The sequence below is a fragment of the Binatus sp. (SeqCode) genome (genome assembly GCF_036522015.1).
Lineage (GTDB): Bacteria > Desulfobacterota > Binatia > Binatales > Binataceae > Binatus.
In genome coordinates this window covers 1-8,978 of record NZ_DATDGQ010000283.1, presented here as the reverse complement: position 1 = coordinate 8,978, position 8,978 = coordinate 1, and the positions used below count along the sequence as shown (strand labels likewise).

Annotated in this window: 5 protein-coding genes and 1 pseudogene; 4 read left to right on the top strand and 2 right to left on the bottom strand. The window is 62.0% G+C overall.

Annotation, left to right across the window (positions count from 1 at the left end; translation table 11 throughout):
- Both VIW95_RS12120 and VIW95_RS12115 read right to left on the bottom strand, forming a co-directional pair.
- Positions 1-265 (bottom strand): annotated as a pseudogene (locus VIW95_RS12120) (acyl-CoA synthetase); the annotation flags it as partial.
- Positions 262-1,944 carry a thiamine pyrophosphate-binding protein gene (locus tag VIW95_RS12115; protein ID WP_331586800.1) on the bottom strand — a complete coding sequence of 561 codons (1,683 nt, stop codon included), beginning with the start codon at positions 1,942-1,944 and terminating at the stop codon, positions 262-264. The gene VIW95_RS12115 and the pseudogene VIW95_RS12120, both read right to left, overlap by 4 nt.
- A gap of 150 nt (positions 1,945-2,094) precedes the next feature.
- Here VIW95_RS12115 and VIW95_RS12110 point away from each other — a divergent pair, with 150 nt between their 5' ends.
- The 4 genes from VIW95_RS12110 (at position 2,095) to VIW95_RS12095 (ending at position 8,895) form a co-directional block, all read left to right on the top strand.
- Positions 2,095-2,388, top strand: coding sequence for a hypothetical protein (locus tag VIW95_RS12110; protein WP_331586798.1), 294 nt, complete (start codon positions 2,095-2,097; stop codon positions 2,386-2,388).
- Positions 2,389-2,400: 12 nt separating this feature from the next.
- On the top strand, positions 2,401-5,154 hold the full coding sequence (locus VIW95_RS12105) for a UPF0182 family protein (RefSeq protein ID WP_331586796.1): 2,754 nt from the start codon (positions 2,401-2,403) through the stop codon (positions 5,152-5,154).
- A 295-nt stretch (positions 5,155-5,449) separates the two neighbouring features.
- Positions 5,450-7,078, top strand: a complete 1,629-nt coding sequence (locus tag VIW95_RS12100) for a carboxylesterase/lipase family protein (RefSeq protein ID WP_331586794.1) — start codon at positions 5,450-5,452, stop codon at positions 7,076-7,078.
- A gap of 164 nt (positions 7,079-7,242) precedes the next feature.
- Positions 7,243-8,895, top strand: a complete 1,653-nt coding sequence (locus VIW95_RS12095) for a sensor histidine kinase (protein ID WP_331586792.1) — start codon at positions 7,243-7,245, stop codon at positions 8,893-8,895.
- The last annotated feature ends 83 nt before the right edge of the window (positions 8,896-8,978 follow it).

The following is an 8,978-nucleotide window of genomic DNA, read 5'->3' as shown; positions in this document are numbered from 1 at the left end:
GGACCGCGTCACCGCGCTTGATTCCATGGCCGGCGAGCACGTTGGCGATGCGCTTGGACTGCGCGGCGATGTCCGCGAACGTCAGCCGCGCGCGCCGGGCCCCGCCATCTTCCCAAAGTATCGCGACCCGGCGCGGATCCTCGGCGTACTTGTCGACGACCTCGGCAAAGTTGAAATGCTCCGGCGTGTCCCATCGGAAGTCGCGATAGGCGCGCCGATAGTTCTCGATGGCGTCGGCTACGTCAGTCTTTATCGAATCAGTCATGCGCGCGAATTCCCGCGCGACGTGTGCTGGGCGGGCGCTTGCGAGCGCTTCGCCGCCGCCTTGATGTACTTGACGGTCACCGGAGAGAGGTCGTCGCGCTCGACGCGCACATCGATTATCACGAACGATTTGCAGTCGTGCGCCGCGCGCAGCGCGTCGCGCAACTGCTCGACGGTGGTCGCCTCGAATCCTTCGCCGCCCCAGTCGCGCGCGAGTTGCGCATATGGCCACGGCGGAATTTCGAGCAGTTCGCGGCGCTCGGCGATCGGCCGGAAGATGCCCCATCCGCCGTTGTTGATCAGCACCACGATCGGATTCACACCCTTGGCCGGCGCCTGCGAAATCTCAGGGCCCGTCATCTGGAAGCCACCGTCGCCGCACATCACCAGCGGCCGCAAACCGCTACCGATCTGTGCGCCGAGGGCGGCGGGCACCGCAAATCCCATCGACGCGTAAAAGCCCTGCGCGAAATAACCGTTTTTGTGTGGCACCCGGATGTCGAGGCCGCCGAACAACATGTCGCCCGACTCAGTGACCACGATGTAGTCGCGCTTGTCGGCCAGGAATTCGTTAACGGTGGACAAAATCTGCGCGACCTTTACCGGCTTGCCATTGCGCGCCGCAATCTCGCGAAGATTGTCGGCGTAGATAACCGTCTCATGGTGATGCCGCAGCTTCTGGCTCAGTAGCGCGCGTGCGAAATCACGTACCCCGACATCGGTGTAGGTGTGATACTTCACTTCGACCTTGCGATCGACGGCCCACACCGTCTTTTCCTGGATCACGTGGGGCGGGCGATTGCCGAAGTTCATGTCGGTCCTCAGGCATCCGAGATTGAGCACGAAGTCCGCGGCGTCCATCCGCGCGACGATCGACGGCGGACTGATCGGGCCGACGTGGACGCCCATGTACAGCGGATGGTCCATCGGGAACGCGCCCTTGCCGAGCACGGTTGTGAACACCGGCGCGCCCATCTTTTCGGCCAGCTCGACGAGATCCTGCGACGCCTTGAAGCGGTGAATCTCGATGCCGGCGATCAGCACGGGCTTGCGGCTCTCGTTGAACATCGCTGCGGTCTCATGCGCGGCTTCCTCGACCTTGCGCGCGTCGGATTCCTGGAAGCGCAATTCGCCGTCCCATTCGATGAGATGCTCGGGGACTTCGATTTGCCGATCGACCATGTCGCGATGAATCTCGACGTAACCGGGGCGCTGCTCGGCCCAGATGCGTTTGACCACGCGATGCAATTCATCGGCGGCGGTGCTCGGATCGGTGAGCACGGCGGACGCGCAAGTTACCTCATCATAAATGCGGCGCTGCGATTCGATCTCGCGCGCCTGGTGATGAATGAGCGTGCCGAGCTTGCGCTCCTCCTCGCCGGGGCCGCCGGAAAAAATTAAAATCGGCACGCGTTCGGAGAACGATCCCGCGACCGGATTGACCATGTTATGGCCGCCCGCGCCGTAGGTGACGCAGATGACGCCGATTTTGCCGGTCGCGCGCGCGTAGCCGTCGGCCGCGAAGCCGACGCCGGGCTCGTGCGACAGCGTGATGATTTCCATCCCGTGCTTGCGGCCCAGCGCGAAAAACAGCTTGAGCGCGAGGTCGCCGGGGATGCCGAAGACGTGCGACACGCCAATCTTGCGCAGGTACGCGACCAGGAAATCGCCCAGCGCCATGTGCCTCTTCACTCCACTTCGCCCTCCTCGGTCTGCGCTAATTGTAACAAAAATGGAGGCGCCTTCCGCATTGCCACGCATATTCGACGCCGCGCTGTGCTAGAGTATGATGGTTACGGGTCAAGTCTGATGTTCTCGAAGATACTTCGCATGCAATTTCTCGGGCCGATGCAAATCAGCCGGCTCGTAATGTACCTGCCGCAGTTCGTCCGCCTGTTTTATCGGCTATGGACTGACGACCGCGTGCCGATGTTGGCGAAAGCGGTGCCGTGGATGGGCCTGGCGCTGATGGTGACGCCGCCGGCGCTGGAACTCGACATGATCCCAATCGTGGGCGAACTCGACTGGCTGGTCATCGGCTATCTTTCCCTCAAAGTGTTCATCTGGCTCTGCCCGCCCGACGTCGTGCGGGAACACGTCATGCAAATCGGCCGTGGCGAATAGCACCTCACGCTGATGCGGCCCCGCAATATCCTGATCGTCGTCGCGGCGGTCGTTATCGTCGCGCTGCTGGCGCTGAGCTTCCTCGATCAGCTGCTGGTTGACTACCTGTGGTACGGCAGGCTGGGCTTCGGCGGCGTTTTCAACACGACCGTCGGCGCTGAAATCGCAATCTTTCTCATCGTGTGGCTGGTGGCGTTCGCCGCGATCTTCGTCAGCGGGCTGATTGCAATCGGCTCGAGCCGCAATCACGAGCGGCTGCGCGTGGTGCGCCGTCCCGACGAGATGGTCGAGGTCAATCTGCCCGAATTGATTCGCGTGCTCGGCGAGCGCGTGCCATGGCGCGTAATCGCCGCGGGCGGCGCGGCCCTGCTCGCGCTGTTCGCCGCGCAAGGCGAGGCTTCGAGCTGGTTCACCTATCTTAAGGGTCTTTACGGGGTACCGTTCGGAATCGTCGAGCAGGCGTTCGGCAACGACATCGGCTTCTATATCTTCACCGTTCCTCTGCTCGAGGAAATGCGCGACCTGTTCCTGATGCTGATCGTGTTGTCGGCCGGGATGGCGATCGCCGTTTATTGGGCGCGCGGCGCGCTCGATTTCAAGGAGTCGCCGCCGCGCGTCTCGCCGGGCGCTGCCGGGCATCTCTCCGTCCTGCTCGGACTGTTCTTCATCCAGCGCGCGATGAGCTACTGGCTCGGCCGCTTCGACCTGCTGCTGCATACCGACGGCGTCGTGTTCGGGCTGCGTTACGTCGATCGAATTCTGTGGCAGCCCGGCTTGTGGCTGCTGGTGGTGCTGTCGCTGGTGGCCGCCGCGATGTGCATTTACAACGCGCGCGAGGGCGGCCTGCGGATTCCGGTCGCCGCGTTCGTGATCGTGTTCGGCCCCGCGCTCATTATGAATTTCATCCAGCCGGTGATCGAACGCTTGTGGGTCAAGCCCGACGAGCTGCGGGTCGAGAAACCGTACCTCGAGCGCAATATCGCGGCGACGCGGCATGCGTACAAGCTCGACACGGTTGACGTGAAGCCGTTCGCCGGGCAAGGCACGCTCACGCCCGCGGCGCTCGAGCAGGATGAGGCGACGGTCAAGAACATTCGGCTGTGGGACCCGCGGCCGCTGATCGATACTTACCGCCAGTTGCAGGAAATCCGTACCTACTACGATTTTCGCGACGTCGATATCGATCGTTACTGGATCGAGGGCAAGTACACCGAGGTGATGCTGTCGCCGCGCGAGATGAATATCGACCAACTGCCCGATACCGCGCAGACCTGGGTCAACCAGCATCTCAAGTTCACGCACGGCGCGGGGCTCGCGATGAGCCCGGTCAACAAGAAGGACACCGAGGGACTGCCGGTCTTCTATGTAAAGGATATCCCGGCGGTTTCGAACGTGGGGCTGAAGGTTGATCAGCCCGCACTTTATTTCGGCGAGGCGCGCGACAATTACGCCGTCGTCGATTCGGCGACGCCCGAGTTCGACTATCCCAAGGGCGCGGACAACGTCTTTTCGTATTACGCGGGATCGGGCGGCGTGCCGGTGGCGGGATTTTTCCGCCGCCTGCTGTTCAGCATCTTCTTTCGCGACATCAATCTGCTCGTCACCGAGAATATCGTGGACAAGAGCAAAATCATGATTCGACGCAACATCGCGGACCGAATCGCGTACATTGCGCCGTTCCTGAATCTCGACCGCGATCCTTACGCGGTAGTGCTGAACGGCCGGATGGTCTGGATCGTTGATTGCTATACGACCAGCGATCACTACCCGTACTCGCAGCGCAACGCCGACGGGATCAACTACATCCGCAATTCGGTCAAGGTGGTGGTCGACGCGTACACCGGCGATACCGACTTTTACGTTTCGGATCCCGAAGACCCGATAATCAAGACGTGGCAGCGCGTGTTTCCGACGATGTTGAAGCCGATGTCCGCGATGGCCTCCGATATGCGCGCGCACATCCGTTATCCGGAAGACTTTTTTCTGATCCAGGCCGACACTTATCGCACCTATCACATGACCGATCCGCAGGTCTTCTATAACCGCGAGGATCTGTGGGGATTTCCGCGCGAAAGCTATGCCGGACAAACCGTCCCCATGTCGCCCTACTACGTGATCATGCGGCTGCCGGGCGAGGCGCACGCGGAGTACATGTTGATGCTGCCGATGACGCCGTCGGGCCGCGACAACATGATCTCGTGGATGGCCGCGCGCTGCGACGGCGCGGATTACGGTCATCTTTTCGAGTATTCATTTTCGAAGGACAAACTTTTTTACGGCCCATATCAGATCCAGGCGCGCATCAATCAGAATCCCGAAATTTCGCGCCAGCTATCGCTATGGAACCAGATGGGCTCGAAGGTCCTGCTCGGCAACCTGCTCGTGATTCCGATCCAGGACTCGCTGCTCTACGTCGAGCCGCTGTTCATTCGCGCCGAGAACGGCCAATTGCCGGAGTTGCAGCGAGTGGTCGCGTCATACAGCGATCGCGTGGTGATGGGCGATACGCTCGACCTGACTATGACGGCGCTGTTCCAGAATGCAGCTCCGCTGGCGCCGACGATTGCGAAGGCAATCGCGAACGAGACGGCGCCGCAGTCTCTTGCGCAAGGTACAGTACCTGCGAAGGCCGACATGCAGAGCGCCGCGCAACACTACAATCGTGCGATGGACGCGATACGCGCCGGCGACTGGACCGCATTCGGCACCGAGATGAAAGCGCTCGGCGATGAGCTGTCGAAGCAATCAGATTCCGGACATCCCTGACGGAACGCGCGGCATCCGTCCGAATCAGAAATTTTCAACTTGTAAAATTCTGACTTGACTTTGCCGCGCTACCCCTACTACTAGTCGGATTCGAGTCAAAGCCGGTTCAGGATCGTGTTCCGCTGTGCCCGTACGGTGTTCGCTTGCGGTTTGGGGACCGTGGCGCTTCCGATATAACCCGCAGCACGCATGGACTCGCCGTCGTTCGCGAGCCCTTCGCGGTGGAGGAATTCGTATGTAAGCACATATCGCTCGCTTCCGGCGCGCCATTTTCGCCGGATCTCGGCTTCATCTCATGCTCGCGCTCATCTGTACATCCGCTATAGCTCTGGGCGCCGCCTCCGTCGCCAGCGCCGGTGTTTTGTATGACTCGGTCACGCACCCGCAGAAGCACCATCCCGACCACAGCAATAGTAACGGTCCCAAGAACAAGACGCCTGCGATCGTAACCGAAAGCGGCCCGCTCAAGGGCATCATCAACGGGAATATCACCGAGTTCCTGGGTATCCCCTACGCAGCCCCGCCCGTCGGCAATTTGCGTTGGATGCCACCCCAGAGTTTCGGCAAATGGCACGGCCTGCTCGACGCGTCGACGTTTGGCAACCAATGTACCCAGGGTGGCGGCGGCAGCGAAGACTGCCTGTTCCTGAACATCTACGTGCCCAATTTCAAGAAGAACGCCAACAAACATGGCGGCGCGACACCCGTGATGTTCTGGATTCACGGCGGCGGCCTCACCAACGGCGCCGGTTCCGACTATGACCCGACTCCGCTCGTCAATCAGGGCGTTATCGTCGTCACGATCAACTACCGCCTCGGGTACTTGGGCTTCTTCGCGCAGACCGCGCTCGACACGGAAGGTCATGACGCCGGGAACTACGGTCTGATGGATCAGCAGTTCGCGATGGGGTGGGTGCAGAGAAATATCGGGCAGTTCGGTGGCGACCCGAGCAACGTGACGATTTTCGGCGAGTCGGCCGGCGGTCATAGCGTCTATTGCAACCTCGCTTCGCCCACTGCGGCCGGGCTGTTCGCGCATGCGATTTCCGAAAGCGGCTCTTACCTAATGTTCGACACCTTCATCCAGTCGATCGTGACGCTGCCTGTTGGCGAAACGCAAACCATGGGTCTCGTCCCCGGCGGCAATTTGGTCGCGAGCTTCCTCGGATGCAGTACAGCCGCGTGCCTGCGCACGGTTCCCAACACGACGCTGGTCGGCCTCCAACCGGGTACCTTGTACGCCTTCGTTGACGGCACGCTGCTTACAGAGACGCCCGCCCAGGCCTTTGCGAGCGGTGATTTCAACCGTGTCCCGGTGATGGCGGGGACCAATCATGACGAGTGGCGCATCTTCGTCGCCGAGCAGTACGACGCCGTTGGCAAACCGATCCTGACCCAAGGTGAATATGACGCCGCGGTGTTCGCGCTCTGGGGCCAAGGAGGCACCGGGCTTGATCTCGCCGTGGAGTTCTTCTATCCGTGGGCTTTCCCCGGCGGCCAGATACTTGGCAATAACGGCACTGACGGGATATTCGCTTGCTCGGCGCGCAATGGCGACATATCGCTCTCGAATTTCACCAACACGTACGCGTATGAATTCAACGATGAGCACGCGCCGCCTCAACCGCCGCCTGCCGGTTTGAGCTTCCCGCTCGGCGCGTACCACGGCTCCGAAATTCAGTACCTGTTCGACACCGGGTTCTTCTTCGAGTTCACTCCCCCTCAGCAGCAACTGTCGGCTGCGATGGTCAGTTACTGGACGAATTTCGCGGCTACCGGTGATCCCAACGGCGGCACTCTGCCGACGTGGTCGCTCTACAACCCGACGACTGACGTGTTCCAGTCGCTGATTCCGCCGACTCCAACCACTGAAACCACGTTCAACACCAACCATCTGTGCGACTTCTGGAACTCGATTCCGTGAGCTGAATCTCCTGCCTGGGGGGACGTTATCGTCCCCCCACCACACGAAGTGTTCTTTGCGTGACTGGACTCGCAGTATATGGTCGCGCTTCGTTTAGAGCAGCCGTTTTCCTCTGTCATCTTATGGCAGGGGAATTTTTGATTAAACAACGCAATCATTTGACCGTGGCCGCGCCGCGGCCGACATCGCGGCCAGCATCAGCGTCGTTCAGCGATCGGATCGCCGCTATCGCGGAGCTCGGCGCCGCGGCGCTCGCGGCCGAGCGATGCGCAATCGCGTTTCAATCCGGCGCGGCGGCCGCCGACGAAGTGGCGTACGCGCCGCGCGAAGGTTCGCGATGGGACGATGCGCTGACGGCGCTGCTCGATGCGCTCGCGAATCGCGTCAGCGACTCGGTTGCGGCGGGCGGCCCCAAGCGGGCGCGTGGCGTGCCCGGTCCAACCGAATCGCTCGAAAGGATCGCGCTGAGCGAGGATAAAATCGACGCAATCGCGCGGGCCGAAAAAATCAGTGACGCGCACCAGCTGGCTGCGGCGGCGTTTACGGACGGCGCGAGCGCGGTGCGAATCGCGATAGTGGCGCGGGCGGATCGGGCCCGCGTTGAACTGGAAGCATCGCTGGGGCTTATGGCACGCGCCGCTTTTAGCGAAATCGCACTGGCGGCGGCGCGCGCGTCGCTTGAGTTCTGGCGCACGCACGGCGCTGAGAACGGCCGCCAGGCCGTCGGAGTCAGGCGCGAGCTGGGCCAGGAGCGGGCCGCGACGAATTACCTGGATGAGGCGGTTGCAGTGGCGCGGCGTGCGCGGCCGCCCGAGCGGTTCGGCCGCTTCGGCCAGCTCGTCGCGGGGGGAGCCGGCTTCGACCAGTGGCTGGTTGCGGTCGCTGACAGCGGCTCGTTCATCGTGGCCGCGTCATCGTCCGGCCAGAAGCAATTCGATTTGGGTGAGAACAGTGCGCTGGCGGAGAGTTTCCGCCGCCATATCGTGATTGCACGCTGGCACGATCGCGAAGAAGACCCGGTCGATCGCGCCAGGAGATATTTCGAAGACAAAATGTTTGATGGCCCCTACGTGTGTATTCCTTTCGAGGCCGGTGCGATCGCGCTGGCGTCGCGCGACTCACGCGCATCCGCGGCGAAGGCAGAGGCGATCGTCGAACGGCTGGCTCCCTTCGCGACCAACTGGCTATTGGAGCGGGATGCGTCGCGGCGGAGCCGGCTGGTGCGTCAGCTTGCGCTCAGAATGTTTGCCGCGATCGACGAGGAGCGCGCCCGGATCGCGCGCGACCTTCACGACGACCAGGCCCAGTTGCTGGCAGCGGCGAAAATCGCGCTCGACGGTCCGCGCGACGCGGCGCGTTCGATCTTCAAGCAAATCGAAGAGGATCTGCGCCGCAAGACCCGCGAGCTTCGGCCGGCCACGCTTGGAAACGCGTCGCTCGACGAAGCGATCGAGCGCGAGCTCGCGCGCCTTACCAGCGCGGGAGTGAAGGCGAACTTTGTTCATCCGAATCATGAGGACGCTGCGGAAAAAATTTCCCGCCCGGCGCAACAACTATGCTTCCAGGTCGTTCGCGAGGTGCTCTCCAACGTGATTCGCCATGCGCGCGCGAAGTCCGTCCAGGTCACCATTGGAAGCAGCAGCGGCGCCGTGCGCGTCTCGGTAGTCGACGACGGCCGCGGTATCGGGCGCGGCCAGAGCGAGGGCACCGGTTTGACCGGTGTGCGGGAGCGGCTTGAGTTGATGGGCGGGAGCTTGACGGTCGAGTCGCGTACGGGCCGAACGGCGGTCGTCGCCGAGATTCCGGAGTCCGCTTGATGGAAAATCACGGACAAATTCGCGTGCTGCTCGCCGATGACCATCGGATCATGCGCGAAGCATTGCGGATGGTGCTCGCGACG